Genomic DNA, 21,490 nt, shown 5'->3' with positions numbered 1-21,490 from the left:
AATTAGGAGCTAAACACTATGTGGTATTTCGCTTGGATCCTGGGTGTGCTGCTGGCTTGTGCCTTTGGCATCATCAACGGCCTGTGGCTGGAAGCTCAGGAAGCGCTGGACAAGGACGAAGACTAACAACTCCTCGTTAGTTCGCGTCCTGGCTCACTGCTCAGGTGGTGGGCCAACCCAATACTGAGAACGCCGTCCTTCGGGACGGCGTTTTGTCGTTTCTGGACGGTGTGATGCTTCGTCGCCGGGGCCCGCAGTGGCCTTGCCACCGGGCAGGGCCAGCAGAGCACGTAGCCGATGCGTATCGCGACCACGGGCCATCGGCTGGGGGCAAGGGCATCCGCTGCGGCGCGGTGGCAGGTGTCGGTTGAGCGTGGAAAGCTGTGGCCTCGATAAGCCCGGGCAGGGATTGAGCCAGCGGGCCCCCCCCAAAAAAAAACGCCGCCCGGCAGGGCGGCGCATGGCGGTGCGTCCGGACGCGGTTACAACTGGAAGCGGGCCAGATGGGTGCGCAGCTTGTTGGCCACCTGATTGAGCTCACTGGCGGCATGGACGGTCTGGGCCGCATCGTCCTCACTCAGCCTGACCAGATCCGAGATCTTACTGAGGTTGGCGGCGATGTCGGCGGCCACCGCCTCCTGCTCTTCGGCGGCGCTGGCGATGGTGTTGGTGCTGGCAGAAAGCTGGCCAATCCCCTGGGTGATCGCCTGCAGCGCGGCACCGGCGGCATTGGATTGCTCGCTGGAGCGCTTACCCAGCTCAAGGCTGGCATTCATCTGCGACACCGCGTCGCTGGTGCGGCTGTGAAGCTGCTCAATGGTGCTGTTCACTTCGGTGGTGGAGTGTTGTGTCCGCTTGGCCAGTTGCCGAACCTCGTCGGCCACCACGGCAAAGCCGCGGCCCTGATCACCGGCGCGGGCCGCTTCGATGGCGGCATTGAGTGCCAGCAGATTGGTTTGCTCGGCGATCTCATCGATCACCTGCACCACCTTGGCAATGGCCTGGCTCTCCCGCGCCACCCTATCAATGCTGGTGGAGCCCTGGTTGAGCGACTCGGCCAGGGTGTCCATCTGCCGGATAACCGCATGCACCTCCTTGTCTCCGGTGTCCGCGGTGCTGTCCATCTGGCGCGAGTGCTCCGCCGATTGACTGGCATGCTGGGCCACTTCCCGCGCGGTGCAACTCATCTCCTCCATGGCGGTGGCGATAAGCTCAGTCTGCTGCTTCAGGTCGGCGGCGCCGTTGCTGTTGCGCTGGGCCATGCCCTGCAGGTCGCTGCCGGCCTGCTCAAGCGCTTCCACCGAGTGATTGAGCGCTTGCAGCAGGGTGTACAAACCCTCTCGCATGGCGCCAACGCTGGCGACGATCCGATGCACCTCGTTTTTCGAATTCTCCGGAGCATGGGGGAGTTCCAGATTCAGTTGGCCCTGGCCAATGGCATCGATGGATTGACACAGCGCATCCAGAGGCCGGTTGAGGGTGCGTTGCAGCACCCAGAGCAGGGACAGCCCCAGCAACAGAGCGGCAACCACTGAGGCGCAGATAAAGAAGATCTGCAGCGTAGACAGTGCGGCCACCAGTTCCTGTTCCGGCGCTTCAGCCAGCAGCAGCCAGTTGGGGCCGGTGACCTCGGTGCGGCTTTGCAGCCAGTTTTCGCCGTTGAGGCTGAACCGGATGATCTCCCCGTCCGGTGACGTCATCGCTTGCTGGTAGCGGGGTTGTCCCAGGTCGTCCTTAAGGTCACTGGCGAGGCTGTCCCCCTCAAGCGATGGGTGATGCAGGAATCGGCCATTACTTCGGTCCAGCAGGCTGAAATAGCCGCTGTCTGCAAACTCGATTTTGGTCAGTGTGGCCGACAACTGGGTGAACACGTCAGTGACGTCCTGGCCAATATAGAGCGCGCCAATCACGTGATTGTCGTTATTGGTGATTGGGGTGTAGACGGCGATCAGCTGTCGGCCAAACAGGGTGGCGTAACCGACATAGTTTTGCCCGGCCAGCAGTCGCTGATAGGCGGGGTGGGCGGTTTTCAGAGTCGTGCCCGTGGCCCGGCTGCCATCCTCCTTGCGCAGCGAGCTGGCGATCCGGACAAAGTCGTCGCCGGAGCGTACAAACACGGTGGCGTTACCGTCGGTCAGGCTGGCAAAACGGTCGACCTCCTGGTCCCGCCCATTCATCACCTCCTGATTACTGAGCAGTTGGGGCACCCGCGGGCTGCCGGAGGTGCCACTCTGGCCAGCCAGCCGGAAGGGGCCGGGAAAGAGCTCAGAGAAAACCTGCGCGTTGTGTTGCGCAAGTTGGCGTTGGGCCTGGTATTGGATGTCCACCAATGAGGCCATGGCATCCAACTCATTTCGTACATTTTGTATGGCTTTCTGGTGCAGCGCCGTGGCGGACAGCTGGTAGGCGGTAGTGCCCAAACCGGCCATAACCAGGGTCAATATTCCGAGCGCCAACACGCTGATTTGGCTGCCAACGCGCCATGTTGAGAACGACATTGCCTGCTCCTTTCTTATAGTTTTTGAATTTCCATAATTGCAGGCACAGCGTACGGTTTAAGGCCGCACGGATTACTGTTGAAACTCAAACATTAGCGAATGTTTTGTATGTCGTTTGTATCTATGGGGGGGCGCGGCGTGAAAAGTGCGCCGCCCGGAGGCGGCGCGAAGGGAGGGAAGGGGGGTTACAGGCGGAACCGGCCGAGATGGTCGCGCAGGGATTCCGACAGGCGGCTCAGTTCATTGGCGGCATCCACGGTTTGTCCGGCGTCCTGCTCGCTGGTGCGGGCCAGTTCGGTGATGTGGCCGAGGTTGGAGGCGATCTCATCGGCCACCACCCCTTGCTGTTCGGCGGCACTGGCGATGGAGGTGGCGTTTTCGGCCAGCTGGGTGACACTGCGGCTGATCTGGGTCAGCGCCACCCCGGCCTCACCGGACTGACCGGTGGCTTGCTGGCTCAGGGACAGGTTCTGCGCCATCTGGTCCACCGCATCACGGGTGCGTTGGTGCAGCCGCTCGATGGTGTCGCCAATCTCTTTGGTGGAGTGCTGGGTTCGCTGCGCGAGGGAGCGCACTTCGTCGGCCACGACGGCGAACCCCCGGCCCTGCTCACCGGCACGGGCGGCTTCAATGGCCGCGTTGAGGGCCAGCAGATTGGTCTGCTCAGCAATCTCATTGATCACCTGCACCACCTTGGCGATCGCCTGGCTCTCTTCGGCCACCCGATCCATGCTGTTGGCGCCTTCGCGCAGGGATTGCGCCAGGGTTTCCATCTGGCCAATGACCGCATCCACCTGGCGGTCCCCATCCTTGGCGGCATGGTCCACCTGCTGCGAGTGCTCTGCCGAACCACTGGCGTGGCGCGCCACCTCCCGCACAGAACAACTCATCTCCTCCATCGCCGTGGCGATCTGGTCGGTTTGGCGCATCAACTCTGCGGCACTGCTGCCGTTCTGCTGGGCCACCGTCTGCAAGCCGGAGGCGGACTGCTCCAGCACCTGGGCCGACTGGTTCATCGCGGTCAGCAGCTGGCGCAGACGCTCTGCCATGGTGGCCACGCTGGCGGTAATGCGGTGGACTTCGTTGCTGGAGTTTGCCGGCACCTCGGGCAGTCGCTGGGCAAGGTCGCCGTGGCCAATGGCATCAATGCGCTGGCACAGGGCTTCCAGAGGGCGATTGAGGGTGCGGGCCAGCATCAGGGTGAGCAGCAGGCCAATCAGACCACAGCCCACGATTGAGGCCATCACGGAGAAGCGGCGCAGGTTGGAGAGGGCGCTCTCCAGCTCCTGCTCGGGCGCGGCGGCGGTCAGCACCCAGCCCGGACCCGCCACCTCAGCGCTGCTTTGCAGCCAGGGTTCACCGTTGATGATGAGGCGCTCGATGCGACTGTGGTCGCCGCCAAGGGCGCGCTGGTAACGGGGCGTGCCCTGATCATCGGTTTGGGTGGCCACGTCGGCGTTGTCCTTCATCTCCGGGTGGTAGAGGAACTGGCCGCTGCGTCGGTCAATCAGGCTGAAATAGCCACTCTGTCCCAGCCGGATGTTGGCCAGGGTGCTGGCCAACTGCTCGCTGGCCTGAGTCACATCCTGACCGATAAAGCGCACGGCGATGACGGTGCCACTGGCGTCAATCACCGGCTCATACACGGTGATCTGCTCGCGTCCAAACAGGGTGGCGTAGCCGATATAGGGCTGGCCGTTGATCAGCGCCTGGTAGCCCGGGTGGGCGGTGCCCAGCCAGGTGCCGGTGGCGCGGTTGCCCGTTTCGGTGCGCAGTGAGGTGGCAATGCGAAGGAAGTCATCGCCGTCCCGCACGAACACCGTGGCACTGCCACCGGTGATTTTGGCGTAGCGGTCCACCTGGGCCAGGGTGGTGTTGATCAGGCGGGGCCCGCTGCGCAGTTCCGGCGCATTGGTGCCGGCAACGGTGACGCGCTTGCCGGTCAGCTCAAAGTCGCCAGGAAAGAGATCGGCAAAGAGGCGGGCATTGTGTTCGGCCAGGTCACGTTGCGATTGGTACTGAATCCCCACCAGTGCGGCCATCGCATCCAGCTGGCTCTGGACTCCGGCCATTGTGGTCTGGCGCAGTGCCTGGGCTGACAACTGGTAGGTCAGGGTGCCCAACCCGGCCAACACCACCATAGAGATAACCAGCGACAGGGAGCCTATCTGCTGTCCGAATCGCCATTGAGAAAACCTCATATCCGCCTCTAACTGCTCATTTTTCATTGTAATTACAGCGACAAGAATAGGGTTCGAAGCAAGGAACGGAATTGATCCCCCTCAAGAAAAGCGTTGTTCAATGATGTTGCAAATATGTAAACGAATAATGTATACAATGTACCCGGGCATAAAATGTATACAATATTCGTGGGAGGTGAGCGGTCCCCATGGCGCCCCGAATCGCAATCACAACAAGAAAGAGGGATTACCATGAATCGCAGCCAACTGGCGCTCTCCATCGGCGCTGCCTGGGCACTGGCGACCGCTCCGGTCTGGGCCGAAGAGACCAGCAACAACGAGGAACCGGAACGGATCGAGGTGACCGGGTCCCACATTAAGCGCATCGACATGGAGGGGGCCTCGCCGGTCACCGTGTTGTCCGCAGAAGACCTGATCAACACCGGCTTCTCCACCGTGGGCGACGCGCTGCGCAGCTCCAACCTCAACTCCTTCGGCTCCTGGGGCGGCGGTGCCAACAACGGCTGGGGTTCCCAATCCACCGTTGCACTGAAAGGGTCCAGTGCCTTCCATACCCTGGTGCTGCTGGATGGCCACCGCATGGCCAAGTCACCGGTAATGGATGGCGGGGCCGCCAACCTCAATACCATTCCGATGGCGGCGGTAGAGCGCATCGAGATCCTGACCGACGGCGCCTCGGCCATCTATGGCACCGATGCCATCGCCGGGGTGATCAACATCATCCTCAGAAAGGAGTTCTCCGGGGTGGAAGTCGCGGCCAAGGGGGAGTGGCCGGAAGCGGAGGGCGGCGAGTCCAACCACTACACCTTTACCGGCGGCATCTCCGGCGACCTGGGTTCCGTGGTGTTCACCTGGGAACACTACGAGCGCGACGCCATCTTTATGAAGGACCGCGACTACAGCCGCAACCAGCTCAAAGAGGGCGGTGACCCGCGCTACGTCTACGACTACACCGGCCTGTCGGCCAGTGGCCGCACCCTGGTGCGTTCCTCCGACAGCTGGGATTACCTGGTGCCGCTGACCAGCGGTGATTGCAGCGCCTACAACACCTCCGGCAAGAACGAGTTCTTTGGCCCGCTGGAGGACGCCAGCTACCCCAATGACCGCATCTGCGCCTACGACTACACCCTGGAAGCGGCCATTCAGAATGACCAGCGCCGCGACAACGCGTTGGTGAACTACCGCTACAACATCAACGACGAGATCGCGCTGACCGCCCGCGCCTACTGGGCCTACAACGAAACCATCGACACCTCAGCGCCGACTCCGGCCGGGATCTGGTTCGACAAAGATCTGCCCAGCTACACCACCGCCGAAGGCCATGAGCTGGTGGAGGTGTTCAATGGCGACCACATGCTGTACCGCTTCAACACCATGGGCAACCGCCGCGCCGAGCATAACGACTCCATCCTCGACTTTATGATCGCGCTGGATGGCAGCCACGACCTGCTGAGCTGGGACTTCTCCTTTAACCACAACCGCTACAACAACTTCACCTGGGGCCAGAACTACATCCATACCCCCTCCCTGACCGACGCGGTGGGCGACTACAACGCCGAAACCGGGGAGTTTGAAGGCTGGGACCCCCGTGACCCGTACTCCGAAGTGCCGGATGCGGTGAAAGCCAACTACGACAAGCGCAACGAATCCTCCTACTGGGAGGCCATGGGTGGCGTGTCCGTCGACGTGTTTGAGCTGCCCGGCGGCACCACCAGCGTGTATGTCGGCGCCAGCTACCGCGAGGAGGCGTACCGCTCCGAAGTGGATGCCCAGGCGGAAGCCGGTAACGTCTACGGCGGCAATGGGGGTGCGGGCGGCACCGCAGAGCGTGAAGTGTGGGCGGCGTACTTTGAGATGCTGTTCCCGATTCTGGACAACCTGGAGTTGAACGTGGCGGGCCGCTACGACGACTACTCCGACTTTGGCGACACCTTTAACCCGCAGGTGGCGTTGCGTTACAACCCCATCGAAGACCTGATGTTCCGCGCCTCATGGGGCACCGGTTTCCGTGCCCCGACCCTGACCGACCTCTACTCCGGTCTGCAGGAGGGCTACGGCTGGCGTAAGAACTACGTGCGCTGCTACGACAACGGCACCTCACCGGCGGATTGCGGCGAGTGGGATTACGCTGCCGCCTACACCGGGGGCAACGAAGACCTGGAGCCGGAAGAGTCCGAAAGCTACAACTTCGGCGCGGTCTGGAACATCGGCGACAACCACTATGTGAAGGCCGACTACTGGCATCTGGAGCTGGAGAACCTGATCCAGGACTACAACCCAAATCTGGTGCTGCTGTCCCAGGTGTTCCTGTGGGAGAACGGCGTCGACGAATACATCGGTGACGTGGTGCCTGGCCTGGGTTACGAGATTGGCGCCAATGGCCGTCTGCAGGGGATCTACTCCCTGACCGGCAACTTCGGCGCGTCCGAGCGTGAGGGTCTGGATATCGAGCTGGGCGGTAACTACGAGACTCAGCTGGGTGACATTGGCTGGAACCTGGCCTGGTCCCACTACCTCAAGTACACCGAGGAGTACACCGACGAAGAGACTGGCGAAACCGCCGTGTCGGAAGACAAGGCCGGTCGCAAGTACTACCCGGATGACCGCATCAACGTCTCCGTTGACTGGACTTTGGGCGACCACGCCGTTGCGCTGTACGCCTACTACATCAGCAAGCAGGAAAACGACTGGGTTGACCCGGAGACCGGCGTCCGCGAAGTGTATGACCAGTTCGACAGTTACACCTCGGTCAACGCCAGCTACACCTATCACCTGCCGTGGCAGGGGTCGCTGAGCGTGGGTGGCCGCAACCTGTTTGATGAAGACCCGCGTCTGGACGAAAACGGCGAAACCGATACCGCCCTGTACGACATCCGTGGCCGTACCTGGTACGCCACCTACAAGCAAAGTTTCTGATGGTCGTCATCGTTTAGGGCTCCGAAAGGAGCCCTTTTTTGTGCCGCCATGCTACCCTTTCGCGGTTCCCTGATATTTCGGTATTTCATCGCCATGCGCGCGTTTTTGCCCCTGTTGTTTTCCCTCTCCCTGTTGCCCTTTGTTGCCCACGGCCAAAGCCCTGCCAGCGGTGCACTGAGTGCGGAGCAGGCCTGCCCGGCCTACCAGTCCATCCGCAAGCAAACCAATCCCGGCAATCTGGTGGTGAGCCCCGGCCAGGATTACCGGGTGCTGGCGGAGAATAAGCCGGGGGGCGACTGGTGGTTGCTGGAGGTTGAAGGCCAGCGCCGCTGGGTGGCCAAAACCTGCGGGCGCCACCAGGGGGGCAGCACCGGCCAACCGGCACCGGCGAAAACCCACCAGGCGGATTTCGACTTCTATACCCTGGCGATGAGCTGGCATACCGGTTTCTGCAATGGCCGCAACCGGCCCGATTGCCGGGGTGCTAAGCCGGACCTGGTGCTGCACGGCCTCTGGCCCTCCAATTCCCGTGGGGCCCACCCGGCGTTTTGCGACGGCAGCCAAAAGCAGCGATTCTGCGGCTATGGCCCGCTGGCGCTGGAGCAAGACACCCGTGAGGGGCTGGACAGGGTGATGCCCGGTAGCAAGGTGTGTCTTGATCGTTACCAGTGGCACAAGCACGGCAGCTGTTCCGGCCTGGCTCAGCAGCCCTACTTTGAACAGGCGGTGGCCTACAGCCAGTGGCTGCGCACCTCTGCCCCGGCCAATCAGCTGCGTGCCAATGCCGGGGGCTCGGTCAGCCGTGCTGCGGTGCTGGGGTGGTTTGATGAGTGGGGTTTTGGGGGCGCGGTTAGTCTTCACTGCAAGAGCGGCTACCTGGAGGAGGTGCGGGTTTACCTGAAACCGGCGCTGCCGGAGCAGCCGAACCAGGCGAAACCTCAGCCCTACCGGGGACAACAACGCTGTCCTGCGCGCTTTGATCTGTTACCCTAGGCGCCACTTTCTGGCGAGTAAGGAGTGAATTGATGAAACCGCTGATGATGGGCGCTCTGGCCGTACTGCTGCTGGCCGGCTGCAGCAAGCTGACCCAAGAGAACTACGATAAAATCGAAATGGGCATGAGCAAAACCGAAGTGGAAGGCATTCTGGGCGGGGCGGACAAGTGCGAACAGGCGATGGGCACCGAAAGCTGCGTCTGGGGCAACGACGACAAACAGATTAAAGTGGGCTTCGCCGGCGACAACGCGGTGCTGTTCACCAGCAAGGGTCTGAAGTAATTCATTCCCATGCAGCAACAGGGCGGCCAATGGGCCGCCCTGTTGCGTTTCAGGTCAGGCCGTATTTCTCCGCCCGGTAGAGAAACGCTTTGTAGCCCAGCCCCAGCAGTCGCGCCGCTTCGGAACGGTTGCCCTCGGCCCGTTCCAGCGCCGCCTGCAGGTAGCGCTGCTCCAACACCTCCCACTGAATCCCCTCGCTGGGCAGCAGCGGTGCATTGCCCGGATTGGCGGGCAGGGGGCTCAGCTCCAGCTCGCCCAGCAGCACCAGCCGTTCCACCGCGTTGGCCAGCTCCCGCACATTGCCCGGCCAGGGGCAGTCCATCAGCGCCTTCAGCTGCGCCGGCGTCAGTTCTGGCGGGGTGAGCTTGTGGCGCTGGGCGCTGCGGGTCAGCAGGCAGTTGACCAGCGCAGGGATGTCCTCGGGACGCTCCCGCAGCGGCGGCATGGCAAGCGGGATCACGTTGAGGCGGTAGTAGAGGTCTTCGCGGAAGCGGCCATCGGCCACGGCGTTGGCCAGATCCTGGTGGGTGGCGGCGATCACCCGCAGGTCCACTTTGCGCTCTTCGCTGCTGCCGAGCCGGGTGATGCAGCCCTCCTGCAACACCCGTAATAAGCGGGTTTGCAGCTCCAGCGGCAGTTCGCCAATCTCATCAAGGAACAGGGTGCCGCCGCTGGACGCTTCAATCTTGCCGACGATGGTCTGATGGGCGCCGGTGTAGGCCCCCTTCTCAGCGCCAAAAAGCTCGGACTCCGCCAGGCTCTCCGGAATGGCGCCGCAGTTCACCGCAATAAAGGGGCCGCGCCGGGGCGACAGCTTGTGCAGGGCACGGGCAGCCAGCTCCTTGCCGGTGCCGCTCTCCCCTTGAATCAACACTGTGGCGGCCACCTGGCTGATCCGCTGGATGCGCTGATAAACCCGCTGCATCGGTGCGGAGTGGCCAACCAGATCCACCAGCCGCTCCTGCTCCGACAGTTGGGCCGACAGGGCGGCGTTGTCTTCCCGCAGGCGGCGGGCCCGGCTGACCTTATCGATGGCCAGCATCAGCTCCTGACGCTGGAACGGCTTGGCCAGGTAATCGTCTGCGCCCAATTGGATGGCGCTGACCGCGTGGGCGATTGAGCCGTACGCGGTGGCGACGATGATGCCGAGGGTGGGGTAGCGCTGGCGGGCGGACTGGATCAGTTCGGCGGCGTCCCCTTCGGCCAGTTTCCAGTCTGACAGCAGCAGCTGCCAGTGCCCCTGGGCCAGGGCTTTATCAGCCTGTTCGGCGGTGGCAACGCCCTCAACCGGGTGTCCGGCTTCCGCCAGAATCTGGGTCAGCAGGGTGCGTTGGGCCTGATCATCCTCCAACACCAGAATGGGGCAGTGGCTCATTGTTGTTCTCCTTGGCTGAGGGTCAGGGTGGCCTGGCAGCCGGGACCGGGCTGGCGATTGCTGAGTGTCACATCACCCTGATACCACAAGCGGGCGAGGCGTCGGGCCAGATAGAGGCCCATGCCGGAGCCATCGGATTTGGTGGTTTGGTGCGGCTCAAACAGGCGATTGGCCACCGCCGCCGACAGGCCCGGCCCATTGTCGCTGACCAGCAGGCTGACACTGCCCGGCTGCTGGCGGGCGCTGATCACCACCTCGGCATCCTCGCCGCCCTGTTCTGCCAGCGCTTCCTGAGCGTTCACCATCAGGGTGTGAAGCATGGTGCGCAGCTCAGAGTGGGCACCGGTGAGCGTCAGCTCGGCGGGCACCTGATTGTCAAACCGCACGCCGCTGGTGTTGGCCATCGCCAACTCCAGCACGATGTCGTCCACCAGCGCCCGTGCGTTGTTCTGAGTCTGCCGGTCGATGCCATTGGCGGCCAGGGTCAGCAGGGCGGTGAGGGTGCGGTCCATATGGCGCAGCTTGGCGCGGATCTGGTCACGCCAGCGGGCGCGTTCGTCGGGCTTGGACTGGTCCAGATGCTCCAGTGCCAGGCCGATGGTGTGCAGCGGGTTACGCAGGGCGTGGGCCAGGCCCCGGGCGATCTCGCCAATCTCCGCCAGATGCTGGCGGCTTTGCAGGGTTTTCTGTTGTTCGGTCATCCGCGCCAGCGAACCACTCATATGGTTAAAGGCGCCGATGGCGTGGCGCACTTCGGAGCTGCCCTGGGGCGGAATGGTGTGCCCCAGATCCCCTTCACTCAAGCGCTGACAGCCCTGATCCAGCGCCTCCAGCGGACGCGCCAGTCGTTGCGCCAGCCAGTACACCAGCCCCAGCCCCACCAGGCCGGAACCGGCCAGGAATATCAACAGGGTCTGGCGAAACTCCTCCAGCAGCCGTTGCTCCGGCGCCTGCATCAGGTGCATCTCCACCGGGGCCGCCAGACCCTGGATCCACACCCGATCACTGTTCTGTTCAAACTCCACCTTGATGCGGCGGGCCTGGGCCAGCGCCTGTTCGCGCACCGCTTCCAGTTCGGCTTTGAGCTGGGCCTGCTCCGCTTCGCTGAGGGCGGAAGGTTCATTCAGGGTGAGGATGTGCTCGGTCACGGCGCGGCCCTGTTCGCTCAGCGCTTCCAACTCCTGGTGGATCGACTCCTGCCGTTGCCGCTCCGCTTCCAGTTGCTGAATCACCACCTCACGTTGCTGCTCAGCGAATTCGTGGGCGGCTTCCGGGTTGGGCCAGTGGGGTGCCTCGGGCAGCTGGATCAGGAACTGCTCACCATCAAACAGGTTTTCCACCGTCACCTCAGCCACCCGCCGGGCCACCTGGCCGGACTGGTCGCCCAGGGTTTGGTGGAAGTCATCGGTCAGGGTGCTGAGCAGGAACCACTGCATCACAGTGAACAGCAACATCAGAGAGCCAAAGGCGAGGAACAGGTAGCGCTTCAAAGACATGGGATAGCGAACTCCAACACAAGGTGGAACAGGCAATACAGCTTTCGTGCCAAGCCAGTTTCCCAGCTTGTCAGGGCGTTAGCGGGGGTGCAAGGGGCAAGGGGTTCCCGATAACGGCAGGTGGGGCATGCCGATATGGGCAGATTGACTGCGTGGTGGCGTTGATAATGCCGGTTCTGGCGGGGTTTGTCGGGTTGGTACGGTTTTTTCAATGGTTTGTGTGAGCGGGGCCGTTGTCCCCATTGACCGCAAAAAAGGAGCAAGACCAATGAAACGACTGACTCGCTGGATGGTAGTGGCATTACTGGGCCTGGTGTCTACCGGGGTGCTGGCCAACAGCATCCGGATTGAACGCGCTGCCGAGGGGCCGGTATCGGTGGAGGTGGAGCGCGATGAGGAGCGCGTCACGCTGGAGCTGGATCCCGCCAACCCGGACTGGGATGCGCTGGATGCGGCACTGGGTGATGACCCGAATGCCGAGCGTTGGCGCTCGATGATTGAGTCGGTACTGAACGGTGAGGGGCCGCTGACCCTGGCCCTGCACAATGAAGCCGGGGTTAAGGTGATTCGGGTGCCCAATATCGAGCTGATATTAGAGGATGGCGAGATGGAGCTGGAGATCGCCGAGATGCATCAGCGCCTGGCCGAACAAGGGGTTCGCCTGCAGGAGGAAGCCGCGCGGATGGAAAAGCACATGGCGGAGGTGGTGCTGCCCAAAATCTTCATTGAGCAACGCGCCGCCACGGCCAAGGCCATCACGTCGATGATTGAGCACGGCGAATTCAGCGCGGACGAACTGGCGGCCATTGAAGCGGCGCTGGCCGCGAAAAGCCCGGTGAAGTAAGACGGTTGGCTCAACAACAAGGCGCGCTGAGACCGTCTTGGCTATGTTTAGCAGAATGACAATAGCTTGAGGAGCCGTGCCATGCTTGGGGAGAACCATGCTCTGATCTTCGACTTTCCGGAGTACCGGGATGTCATTCATCACCTGAAAGAGACCGATGAAGCGTTTGCTCAGCTGGCCAAGGAGTACCATGAGCTTGACCATAAAATCCGCGGTCTGGAGGTCAATGCGGTGCCCACCACTGATGAGAACTTTGTGGCGCTGAAGTCGCGTCGGGTGGCGTTAAAGGATGAGCTGCACAAGCGCTTGTTGAACGGCCACGGTGGCTGAATCAGGGCAAGCAAAGAAAACGGGCCGAATGGCCCGTTTTTTTGTGCTCAGGCAGCGATGGCGACCGGTTCCGGTCGGCTGACCGGATTGCGCCACTGCCGCACCAGCCGGTAGGCGGCCGGTACGAAGATAAAGGAGAGCAGGGTGGTCAGTGCGGTGCCCCCGGCGATGGCGATGGCAAAGGGGGGCCAGAATCCGCCACCGGCCAGGATCAGCGGCATAAAGCCCCCGATGGTGGTGATGGTGGTGGAGCCGATATGGCGGCCACAGCTGGTGACGGCCTGAATCATCGCACCCACATCCCCGCCCTTGGCGGCGGGGGAGTCTTCCAGCTCAGCCAGAATCACAATGGCGGCGTTGATCGCCAGCCCCATCAGCCCCATCAGGGCGATGATGACGTTAAAGCCAAAGGCGTAACCGGCCAGGTAGACCGACAGCAGCCCCAGCCCCACAGACTGGAAGGCGCTGGCCAGGATCACGGCGGTCAGGCGGAAGGAGTTAAAGGAGAGCACCACGATGGCCACCAGCACCACGGTGATGATGGCGACGTTGGACATCAGCTGGCCCACCGCCTCGTTGCGCTCAGCGCTTTCGCCCCCCACTTCGATGCGGTAGCCCTGGGGCAGGGCCAGCCCCTCAGCCTCAATCTGCTGCAGGGTTTGTTCCAGCACCTGAGCGGGCAGCACGCCAGCAATCAGGAACGCCTCGATGGTGTTGATGCGCTCGCCATTGCGGTGGGGGATCTGGCTGCGGCTGGCGACTACAGTGCGCTCGCCCAGTGCCGACAGGGGCAGGATCTGGCCATCGGCGGTGGTGAGCTGGAGGTTACCGAGATCCCCGCTTTGCTGGCGCACATTGGAGTTGAGGCGGACCCGAACCGGCAGGGTTTCCGGCCCCTCCTGAATGGTGCCGCCAAGGCTGCCATCAAGGCTGCCCCGGATCTGAGCGGTGACGTCCGCCAGGGTCAGCCCGGCGGCGCTGACCGCGGGTTCATCCAGCACCAGCTTCACCCGGGGCAGGCCACTGGAGAGCGCGGCGCGGGTGTGGGTGACTTCGGGCTGCTGCTGAAGGATGCCGCGAAGCCGTTCGCCGATGCGGTCCAGCTCTGCGAGGTCGGGGCCGAACACCCGAAACTCCACCGGCGCGTTGAAGGGCGGGCCCTGCTCCAGTTTGCGCACCAGGATCTGCAGGTCCGGGTAGCGTCGATCCAGGTCCCCCTGCAGCGACTCAATCAGGCGGTTGGCGCGCTGGAAGCTGTCGGTGGTGATCATCCCCTGGGCGTACTGGGGTACCCCCTGCTCCCGTTGCAGCAGGTTGTAGTAGAACGACGGCGCATTGCGGCCGATGCTCCAGGCGGTTTGGGTGATGCCCGGCTGCTGGCGCAGATAGGCGTCCAGCTCCGCCACCCGGGCCCGGGTGGCGGGCAGGCTGGCGGCTTCACCCAGGCGCACCTCGATCTGGAACATGTCTCGGTCAGAGGGCGGGAAGAACTGTTCGGTCATCAGGCCGGCGGCGAAGAAGCCGGTCAGCGGCAGCACGGTCATCGCCACCACGGCCAGCAGCGGACGTTTCAGCGCAATCGCCAGTGAACGCTCCAGCGCTTTGGCCAGCGGCGCGATGGTCAGCCCCTGCTGCCACCAGCTGCCGTCATGGCGGGGCGGAATAAAGCGGCCACCAAGGCCGGCAATCAGGGTGTGGGACAGCACGTAGGAGGTAAGCAGCGCAAAGCTGACTGACAGCGCGATGCCACCGACAAACTCACCGGCGGGGCCGGGCATCAGCCAGATGGGGGCAAACGCCAGCACGGTGGTGAGGGTGGAGGCCAGCAGTGGCAGCCAGAAGTGACGCAGGGTTTGTCGTACCGCCTCCACCGGGCCGAGGCCCTGGCCCCGGCGCTGGGCAATCGCGTCCACAATCACGATGGCGTTATCCACCATGATGCCGAGCGCCACCACCAATCCGGTGACCGACATCTGGTGGATGGGCAGGCCGTAAAACTGCATGCAAGCGAGGGTGATCAGCGCGGTCAGCGGCAGCGCGGTGGCCACCAGCAGGGCGGAGCGCAGCCCCAGGGTCACCAGCAGCACCAGCAGGATCAGGGCAAAGCCCTGGCCCAAATTGACCAGCAGTTCCGACAGTCGGGTTTCAGTGTAGTCCCGTTGCGAGAACAGGGTTTCGAGGCGGATATTACTGGGCAGTTGGGTCTGCAGCGCGGCCAGTTGGCGTTCCACCTGATCGTCCCAGCGGTCAACCCGCACATCCGGCAGCATCCGTACCGCCACCAGTACCGCAGGTTCCCCCTGCACGATGGCGCGGTCCTCCCCCGGCTCAAGCTGGCTGCGCTCGACCGTGGCGATGTCACCAACCCGCACACCGGCCAGATCATCCCCCAGTCTCAGTGGGATCTGGCGGATGCGGTTGAGCGAGTCCAGCTCACCGGCCACCTCCACCTGAGCCCGCACCGTGGGGCTTTCCAGTGTTCCGGCGGAGCCCTTGGCGTCGGCGGCGGCGATGCGCTGGGCCAGGCGGTCGGTGGTCAGCCCCAGGGCCTGCATCTGGTTGTCGTCCACCCGCACCAGGATCTCCTCCTGGGGGCGGCCCTGCACCTTCACAAAGTCAGTGCCCGGCAACACCCTCAGGCGGTTGGCCAGCGCTTCGCCGTAGCGGCCCAGAGCGGTGAGATCCGGCTGCCCCGGACCCTGCCAGCGCAGCGAGAAGATGCGGGTAAAGGCGTAGCCCAGCTGGTCATCCAGCGCCGGGCGACCGGTGCCGGCGGGCAGGTCGGTCACGGCGTCGGCCAGCAGGTCACGGGCGCGGGACCAGACCGGGTCAGTTTCAAATACGTTGTCTTTCAGTTCGAGGGTGATGGCGGAGATGCCCGGCCGGGAGTTGGAGGTGATCAGTGCCAGCTCATCGAGCTGACGCAGGCGCGATTCCAGCACCTCCGTCACCAGCAGCTCCACCCGTTCTGCCGAGGCGCCGGGATAGGCGGTGATCACCGCGGCAAAGCGGTTGGTGATGTGGGGATCTTCGGTGCGCGCCAGTTGGCTGAGGGCACCAAAACCCACCACCAGAATCAGCGCAATCAACAGCAGGATAAGGCGCGGATTGCGTACCAGTGCGTGAACCATGGCTTACTCCTTGGCGCCGGGCGTAACCGCCTGCCCGGAAACCAGCGACTGCAGACCCATCACCACCACCTGCTCGTTATCGGCGATGGCGCCGCTGACAAAGGCGTATTGGTCGTCGCTGTGGAGAATGGTGACGTCGCGGCGTTCCAGCACGTAACCGCCGTCGGCCGGGGCCGCCACCATCAGGTTCCAGCGCCCGCGCAGGCCGCTGGTCAGGGCGCTGACCGGCACCTTGGCGGCAGGCTGGGCCACCCGCTCCTCAACCTGCAGGTAGACCAGATCGCCGTTCACCAGATTGTCCATCGGCGGCAGGGCAAAGCGCAGCTCCACCGTGCGGGTGACCGGGTTCACCTCCGCGCTGCGGCCCACCAAAGTGGCCTGTTGCGGCTGGCCCTGCACCTCGATGGTGAATTGCGGTTGACCCTCAAGCCGCGACAGCAGCCGCACCGGCACGCCGATTCGGGCTTCGCCCTGCGCATCGGGCACCAGAGTCAGCACCGGTTGGCCGGGGGAAACCACCTGGCCGGGTGCCAGTTGGCGTTGGGAGACGATGCCGTCAAACGGCGCGGTCAGTTTGCTCTTCTGGCGGCGGATGGTGTTGGCACTGAGGCTGGCCTGCAGCTGCTGGGCCAGCGCCGCCAGTTCATTCTGTTGGCTGAGCAGCTCATCAATCTGCTGCTGCGACTGGTAGCCCTGGGACTCCAGCGTGCGTTGGCGTTGCAGTGTGGTGTCCACCAGCGACTGTTGCGCTTCAATCTGCGCCAGGTTGGCGGTCAGCTGCTCCGCTTCGGAGCGCAGCAGGGCATCGTCCAGTCTGGCCAGCTCCTGCCCCTGTTTGACCAGTTCACCGGTGTCCACGGAAATGGCGTCGACTACACCGGCTAACTCGAATCCCACCTGGCTGGTGGTGGAGGAGTAAAGGCGACCGACAAAGCGGTGGCTGATGGGGTAGTCCGGCTGCGTGTGCAACGCTTCGGTGACGACGGGGTAGGGGGCTTTGTCGGGGCTGCTGGCGGTTTCGGCTGGCTGGCAGCCGGTTAACACCAACAACATCAAAACAGTGAGGGATCTGGCCATGACGGTAACAATCGGTCCATAATTAAACTGCACTGTCCAGTCTAGTTACGCCAAACTAGACTGTCCAGTTTGATTGATAAATCCATTAACAAGATGGGTGGGGAATGACCCAAAATTTAACAGCACGAAGCGAGAAGAAGCGCCGGCAAATCCTTGAGGCTGCTGGGCAACTCTTTGTCCAACAGGGGTTTATCACCACCAGCATGGACGAAGTGGCGCAACAGGCTGGGGTGTCCAAGCAAACCGTTTACGCCCACTTTGGCAGTAAGGATGAGTTGTTTACCCACTGCGTTGAGCAGAAGTGCATCACCAACGAACTGCTGCCGACTGCCCTGTCCGGGGATGACCCGCGCCAGGTGCTGCTGGACTTTACGGCGCGCTTTGTTGAGATGATCAACAGCGATGAAGCGGTGTATGTTTATCGTCTTTGTATCAGTCAGGCGGAGACCCACCCGGAGCTGTCAGAGCGCTACTTCGAAGCGGGCCCGGCCAAGGTGATTGGGGCGGTGGCGGAGTACCTTGCCACGCTGTCTGACAACGGTTTGCTCAAGATTGATGACCCTGTGCTGGCGGCGGAACACCTGCTGCTGATGAGCCGTGGCATGGTGAACATGCGCAAGTCCCTCGGGCTCACCATTGAGGAGAGCGCCGCCCAGCGACATCAGCGCGTCATACAAACTGTGGAACATTTTCTGCGCGGTTACGGCTGGCAACAGTGATCGCAAACCGAAGACTGACTCGTATCAAAGCAAACCTTTGATGTTCAAGGACGAATCCATGAAGTTACCCCTTATCTCCCTGTCTCTGCTGGCGCTGGCCGCTACCCCGGCTTTGGCCCGTCCACAAGGGGCACCCTCGCCCTGGAAATTGAACCTGTACGGCATCCAGATGACGGACACCGACCTGGCTGAAGATGGCGGCTTTAAGGACTCGGCCTTTGGCGCAGAGCTGGGTTACAGCACCCGTCTTGGTCCAAAGTGGATTGTGGGTGCCAGTGCCAGTGTGAACCGCCGTTACACCGACTTTGATGCCCGCACTTTGTTTGATGGCACGCTGGCACGTTTTGATCACCGCGACAGAATCGGGCTGGGTTTTAATGGCATCTACCTGCTCAATAAAGAGTGGCAGGTGATTGTGGCGCCCCGTTTCCAGTGGGCTGCAGCCGAGGACGCCAGCCTCTCCGACGGTTTCAGCTACGGTGTGCTGGCGGGCGGGATGTACCGGGTTAACGAGGACCTGCAACTGGGTTTGGGCCTCTCCTACCTGAATGACGTGAAAGAGACCAAAAGCTTCCCCATTCTGCTGGTGAAGTGGCAGATCACCGACAAGCTCAAACTGGATAACCCCTTTGACCCCGGCTTCGCCGGGCGCGCCGGCTTGGAGCTGAGCTACCGCTGGAATCCCCACTTTGAACTGGGGGTCGGTGGCGCCTACCGCAGTGACCGTTTTGCGGCGGAGCAGGGGGCGGTGGAGTTTGAGGAGCCGCTGTTCTTCGGCCGTCTGAGCTACTTCCCCAGCGATACCTGGAACGTCACCGCCGCGCTGGGTTACCGCGCCGAAGGGGAGATGAAGTGGGAGGGGGATGGCCTGCGTGAGCAGAGTCAGGACCTGGATGGCAGGATGGGCTTTGGCGTCAACGTCAGCTGGAAGTTCTGACGCAGACCCTACCATCGAAAACGGCGCCCAAGGGCGCCGTTTTGTGTTGCCGTGTGGGGCTTACTCGCCCAGCATGGCCGCTTTCAGTTTCTTGTCCGCCGGCTTGTTGCCCAGCCAGATGGCAAACAGGGCGTGGCGGAAGTCATCGCCTTCCACCAGAGTCAGCAACTGACCATTCTTGTAGGCTTCCAGGCCCACACCGGGGATGGAAACCATGGTGAACTGGTCGCCCACCTCTACCGGTGCATCGAATACCGCCATAAAGCGATCCAGACGCTCACGCAGCGGGGCCACGTTGCCGTCAGTGGCGGTGTCGAAGCCCTCTTCGATGGTGTCGATCATGCGCTCAGAGGTGATCATGCCGGAGAGGATGTTCAGACGGACTGCGGTGATCTTGTCGCTGGCCAGAATGCCGTCAGCGTCCAGGCCCGCCTGCTGGGCATAGAGAGAGCCCACGTACAGTTTCATAAAGTACTTGGAGCGGATGCCCGCGCCGTAGTAGTTCAGGGACTCACCCTGGATGGTCAGGCTGGGGTCCAGTTTGACGCCAGCGACTTCGGTGGCGTGGGCGGGAGTGAGCACGGACAGGGTCAGTGCCAGCAGGGCGATCAGGTGTTTCATTAGCGCTACAACATGCCGGAAAAAAGTGGCGTATTGATAGCATGGGCCCCACCCCCTCACAAGGCGAAACAGCGCCGACCAGTGGCGAACGTGCGTAGATAATCTGTTAATTCGCTGGAGAAAACCGGTGCGCGGACGAGAAGCGTCAGTTCACGGCAACGGGATGAAGCCGCTGGTATCGATGCTGTGCATTTATCAGCTGCAGCGCATTTTGCGTGCGCCCCGCCTGCTCAGCACACCCCACGGTGCTTTCGGGATACCCCATGTAGGGTTCAGGCCATGCGGGGTCGGGCTGGTGAGTCAGCAGCGCGTTCAGATAGAAGGGGTCAAAGTCGGCGGCGGCCGCGCAGAACAGGGACTGGCCGTCAATTTCAATGGTGTCCGGGGTTGCCCCGGCTTTGAGCAGGGTGGCAAAGGCCAGCCGGTGGCGCTCCTGATAGGCGACGGCCAAAGGGTACTGACCGCCGGGCAGGGGCTGATTCACCCGATCAGCGTAATGGCGCACAGAAGTCACATGCCCGGCCCGGGCCATCGCCATCCAGATCGGCTCATCGTCCCCGGACGCACTGGGGATGAGCTGGCAGCCTGCCAGCAGGCAGACAAAAACACAGGGCAGAAAAAGCAGGGGCAGGCGGACATTCAAAGCAGGTGACTCCGAGACTGGTTAGCTGGGCTGGCAACAGCACAAACTGGCATTAGGGATTTATTATCGGATTCGAATATAAGGAATAGGATGCCTGATGTGTATGCCAAATGTAATAAATGTGGAGTGACGGCGTAACAAATGGCAGGGCGCTGAGGTGAGGCCCTTCCGCCGTGTGGGGGGAGTTACTCTATGCGTTCGAAGGGATAGACGTCCCGAATCTCGCTGTTGAAGAAGCGACCATGAGATTCGGCTTCGGTAAATCCGTTGATCACGGACGCTCTGATGATGACTTCCTCACGGCATAGCTGAACTCCTCACAAGGCGTGTCGGAGACGGTAGCCCAGAAGTTATCACCAAGAATATCGTGAAGTTTATATTGGGATCGGAAGTCGGATAGAATTCTGTCTTTCGTGTTGTAGAACGCGGAATGAAATCCATGCTTAGATTGTCCTGCGCGGACTTTCAACCTGATACAAGCATCCATATCCAACATTCTGTTCATCATGCTTTCGGCGCTGGCATAACTGATTTCATATAACTCCTTGTCAATCAGTGACATTACCTCCGTATAAAGTCTTCCTGCTTCAAAACCAAGGTCTTTCATCTCCTGACTTGGGTGGTTCATGATCACATAGACTTCATAGTCATCCCTCAACCCGTTCCGGTTGCGGTCTATACCCTCAAGGTCCTGGCGGGCCTCTTCTCTGTCGATGACCGGAAGGTCGTAGCCGATTGCCGGGTGAGTGAATTTTTCCCAATGCCGACGGCCGAAATAGGAGTTGGGACGGAACAGCGTGAGGGTTTTTGCGAAGTAGTAGAGCCCGTCAAACTGGACGACCGAACCGATGGGGTAAAACCGATTGCGCCGCCAATCCTGAGTGTCCTCTATTTTAACCTTGCCCCAACGGAACGGATAATTTTTGGGTTCTTTACTGCGAGAAGGAAATCGGGAAACCCAAAGGTGACTGTGCTGGCTGACCACCTGGCCCCGATAATATCGCTGTTCCGGCTCATAGGCTTGATACTCCTCAAAGTCCAGTGCCGCAGAGGGTAACGACATCGACAGGGTGATGAGTAATATGGGAACTCTTAACATAATCATCTCCTATTTATGTAATTGAGCATTATTTAATTTAAAGTCCGGTGTGTTATTCCGTACTGGACCGATGCTCAACGTCAACTATAGAGACGTTTTGTTTTTAAGTTCTCAACTGAATCCTTATTTAAAATTATTGATTTTGGGTCGGTATTAATTTGTTGAGTTTCTGCTGAGACGGCAGGCCGTTATTTTTGAGTCAGGATTGATATCCCGGGCAAGAATGGCGTTTGGGGTATCTGGTGCTTGATCCCGGGAAAACGAATCCGGGACAACATCGCCATGCCGAACATAAAAACGACCCGCCGGTGAGGGCGGGTCGCTTT

18 protein-coding genes are annotated in these 21,490 nt (G+C 61.8%); 8 read left to right on the top strand and 10 right to left on the bottom strand.

The genetic code is table 11. The annotated features are described in order from the left end of the window. Positions 1 to 18 precede the first annotated feature (18 nt). Complete coding sequence (gene cydX, locus FBAL_RS19985) at positions 19 to 126, top strand: cytochrome bd-I oxidase subunit CydX (RefSeq protein WP_013346201.1); 108 nt, start codon at positions 19 to 21, stop codon at positions 124 to 126. 356 nt (positions 127 to 482) lie between these two features. On the opposite strand, the gene FBAL_RS13825 is transcribed toward cydX, so the two are convergent. Further along, positions 483 to 2,498: a methyl-accepting chemotaxis protein gene (locus FBAL_RS13825; RefSeq protein WP_013346200.1), complete on the bottom strand. Its 2,016-nt coding sequence runs from the start codon at positions 2,496 to 2,498 to the stop codon at positions 483 to 485. 185 nt (positions 2,499 to 2,683) lie between these two features. Next, positions 2,684 to 4,699, bottom strand: coding sequence for a methyl-accepting chemotaxis protein (locus FBAL_RS13820; RefSeq protein ID WP_013346199.1), 2,016 nt, complete (start codon positions 4,697 to 4,699; stop codon positions 2,684 to 2,686). 231 nt (positions 4,700 to 4,930) lie between these two features. Here FBAL_RS13820 and FBAL_RS13815 point away from each other — a divergent pair, with 231 nt between their 5' ends. From FBAL_RS13815 to FBAL_RS13805, 3 genes are all read left to right on the top strand, one after another. After that, on the top strand, positions 4,931 to 7,615 hold the full coding sequence (locus FBAL_RS13815; RefSeq protein WP_013346198.1) for a TonB-dependent receptor: 2,685 nt from the start codon (positions 4,931 to 4,933) through the stop codon (positions 7,613 to 7,615). 93 nt (positions 7,616 to 7,708) lie between these two features. Then, positions 7,709 to 8,608: a ribonuclease T2 family protein gene (locus FBAL_RS13810; protein WP_171814273.1), complete on the top strand. Its 900-nt coding sequence runs from the start codon at positions 7,709 to 7,711 to the stop codon at positions 8,606 to 8,608. 32 nt (positions 8,609 to 8,640) lie between these two features. After that, positions 8,641 to 8,892 carry a hypothetical protein gene (locus FBAL_RS13805; protein ID WP_013346196.1) on the top strand — a complete coding sequence of 84 codons (252 nt, stop codon included), beginning with the start codon at positions 8,641 to 8,643 and terminating at the stop codon, positions 8,890 to 8,892. A gap of 49 nt (positions 8,893 to 8,941) precedes the next feature. On the opposite strand, the gene FBAL_RS13800 is transcribed toward FBAL_RS13805, so the two are convergent. After that, positions 8,942 to 10,267, bottom strand: coding sequence for a sigma-54-dependent transcriptional regulator (locus FBAL_RS13800; RefSeq protein ID WP_013346195.1), 1,326 nt, complete (start codon positions 10,265 to 10,267; stop codon positions 8,942 to 8,944). Next, on the bottom strand, positions 10,264 to 11,763 hold the full coding sequence (locus tag FBAL_RS13795) for a sensor histidine kinase (protein WP_013346194.1): 1,500 nt from the start codon (positions 11,761 to 11,763) through the stop codon (positions 10,264 to 10,266). The genes FBAL_RS13800 and FBAL_RS13795 overlap by 4 nt, the downstream gene beginning before the upstream one ends. Before the next feature lie 268 nt (positions 11,764 to 12,031). Here FBAL_RS13795 and FBAL_RS13790 point away from each other — a divergent pair, with 268 nt between their 5' ends. Further along, positions 12,032 to 12,607 (top strand): hypothetical protein, encoded by a 576-nt coding sequence (locus FBAL_RS13790; RefSeq protein ID WP_013346193.1) that lies wholly within the window; start codon positions 12,032 to 12,034, stop codon positions 12,605 to 12,607. Positions 12,608 to 12,688: 81 nt separating this feature from the next. Further along, a complete protein-coding gene (locus FBAL_RS13785; RefSeq protein WP_013346192.1) occupies positions 12,689 to 12,937 on the top strand; it encodes an HP1242/YdcH family protein in 249 nt (82 codons plus the stop codon). A gap of 47 nt (positions 12,938 to 12,984) precedes the next feature. On the opposite strand, the gene FBAL_RS13780 is transcribed toward FBAL_RS13785, so the two are convergent. Both FBAL_RS13780 and FBAL_RS13775 read right to left on the bottom strand, forming a co-directional pair. Then, positions 12,985 to 16,068, bottom strand: a complete 3,084-nt coding sequence (locus tag FBAL_RS13780; protein WP_013346191.1) for an efflux RND transporter permease subunit — start codon at positions 16,066 to 16,068, stop codon at positions 12,985 to 12,987. A 3-nt stretch (positions 16,069 to 16,071) separates the two neighbouring features. Continuing rightward, a complete protein-coding gene (locus tag FBAL_RS13775) occupies positions 16,072 to 17,121 on the bottom strand; it encodes an efflux RND transporter periplasmic adaptor subunit (RefSeq protein WP_171814272.1) in 1,050 nt (349 codons plus the stop codon). Positions 17,122 to 17,249: 128 nt separating this feature from the next. Here FBAL_RS13775 and FBAL_RS13770 point away from each other — a divergent pair, with 128 nt between their 5' ends. After that, positions 17,250 to 17,864 (top strand): TetR/AcrR family transcriptional regulator, encoded by a 615-nt coding sequence (locus FBAL_RS13770; RefSeq protein ID WP_013346189.1) that lies wholly within the window; start codon positions 17,250 to 17,252, stop codon positions 17,862 to 17,864. 58 nt (positions 17,865 to 17,922) lie between these two features. Next, a complete protein-coding gene (locus FBAL_RS19650; protein ID WP_013346188.1) occupies positions 17,923 to 18,801 on the top strand; it encodes a DUF6268 family outer membrane beta-barrel protein in 879 nt (292 codons plus the stop codon). A gap of 60 nt (positions 18,802 to 18,861) precedes the next feature. On the opposite strand, the gene FBAL_RS13760 is transcribed toward FBAL_RS19650, so the two are convergent. The 4 genes from FBAL_RS13760 to FBAL_RS13750 all read right to left on the bottom strand — a co-directional run bounded on the left by FBAL_RS13760 (position 18,862) and on the right by FBAL_RS13750 (position 21,164). Further along, positions 18,862 to 19,422 carry a chalcone isomerase family protein gene (locus FBAL_RS13760; RefSeq protein ID WP_013346187.1) on the bottom strand — a complete coding sequence of 187 codons (561 nt, stop codon included), beginning with the start codon at positions 19,420 to 19,422 and terminating at the stop codon, positions 18,862 to 18,864. Between the two features lie 145 nt (positions 19,423 to 19,567). Continuing rightward, complete coding sequence (locus tag FBAL_RS13755; RefSeq protein ID WP_013346186.1) at positions 19,568 to 20,065, bottom strand: ankyrin repeat domain-containing protein; 498 nt, start codon at positions 20,063 to 20,065, stop codon at positions 19,568 to 19,570. Between the two features lie 185 nt (positions 20,066 to 20,250). Beyond that, on the bottom strand, positions 20,251 to 20,340 hold the full coding sequence (locus FBAL_RS20820; protein ID WP_171814271.1) for a KTSC domain-containing protein: 90 nt from the start codon (positions 20,338 to 20,340) through the stop codon (positions 20,251 to 20,253). Then, positions 20,337 to 21,164: a hypothetical protein gene (locus FBAL_RS13750; RefSeq protein ID WP_013346185.1), complete on the bottom strand. Its 828-nt coding sequence runs from the start codon at positions 21,162 to 21,164 to the stop codon at positions 20,337 to 20,339. The genes FBAL_RS20820 and FBAL_RS13750 overlap by 4 nt, the downstream gene beginning before the upstream one ends. Between the last annotated feature and the right edge of the window lie 326 nt (positions 21,165 to 21,490).

This window comes from Ferrimonas balearica DSM 9799, assembly GCF_000148645.1.
Taxonomy (GTDB): Bacteria; Pseudomonadota; Gammaproteobacteria; order Enterobacterales; family Shewanellaceae; genus Ferrimonas; species Ferrimonas balearica.
Note: the sequence above shows the minus strand (reverse complement) of the source record. Positions and strands in the feature narration are given on the sequence as shown.